The sequence below is a fragment of the Streptomyces sp. CO7 genome (assembly GCF_053474865.1).
On the sequence record NZ_JBRIOU010000002.1, the window covers coordinates 644,520 to 645,420 of the forward strand.

The 901-nt window shown below is 77.7% G+C and carries 1 protein-coding gene and 1 pseudogene; both read left to right on the forward strand.

The features are described from left to right. Positions 1–261 (forward strand): annotated as a pseudogene (locus tag ACOV8S_RS04890) (hypothetical protein); the annotation flags it as partial. Continuing rightward, positions 258–901: glycosyltransferase family 2 protein (locus ACOV8S_RS04895; RefSeq protein ID WP_448316286.1), on the forward strand; the 644-nt coding region annotated here is incomplete at its 3' end. The pseudogene ACOV8S_RS04890 and the gene ACOV8S_RS04895, both read left to right, overlap by 4 nt.

The following is a 901-nucleotide window of genomic DNA, read 5'->3' on the forward strand; positions in this document are numbered from 1 at the left end:
CCCGGCGACCCGCACGCCCGCCGCCCCGACCCGGGCCTGCTGCGGATCACCGTGGACGAGGTCCTCGGCGCCTTCGGACGGCTGCCGGGGGAGAGGGCCGGTGACACCGCGGACGCGGCGGCACGGCCCACCGCCGGCCGGGGATCCACCACGGGTGCCGGGCCGCACGGGCGTCCCGCACCGGTCGGGCCCGCCGGGCCTGCCGCGCCTTCCGGCCCCGCCGCCTCCTCGGGCCCCGCCGTGACCACCGGAACGCCATGACCGCTCCGGCACCGGACGACGACCCGCGTCCCGCCGTCGGGGTGGTGATCGCCACCCGTGACCGGCGGGACAGCCTCGCCCGCACCCTGCGCCGCCTGCTCGCGCTGCCCGAGAACCCGCCCGTCGTCGTGGTCGACAACGCCTCCCGCGACGGCACGCGGGAGATGATCGGCCGCGACTTCCCGCAGGTCAGAACCATCGCGCTGGCCGAGAACCAGGGCGCCACCGCCCGCACCCACGGGGTGCGGCTGCTCGGCACCCCCTACGTGGCCTTCAGCGACGACGACTCCTGGTGGGAGCCCGGCGCGCTGACCGCCGCCGCACGGTGCATGGAGGCACACCCGCGGCTCGGGCTCCTCGCCGCCCGCACCCTGGTCGGGCTCGAGGGCGCCGACGACCCGATGAACGAGGTCCTCGCCGGCTCTCCGCTGGGCGCCGTCCCCGACCTGCCCGGCACCCAGGTGCTCGGCTTCCTCGGCTGCGCCGCCGTCGCCCGCCGCATCGCCTACCTGGAGACCGGCGGCTACCACCGGGTGCTCTTCTTCGGGGCCGAGGAGACCCTGCTCGCCTACGACCTCGCGGCCCGCGGATGGGGCGTGACGTACTGCCCCGACGTGGTCGCCCGCCACCACCCCGCCAC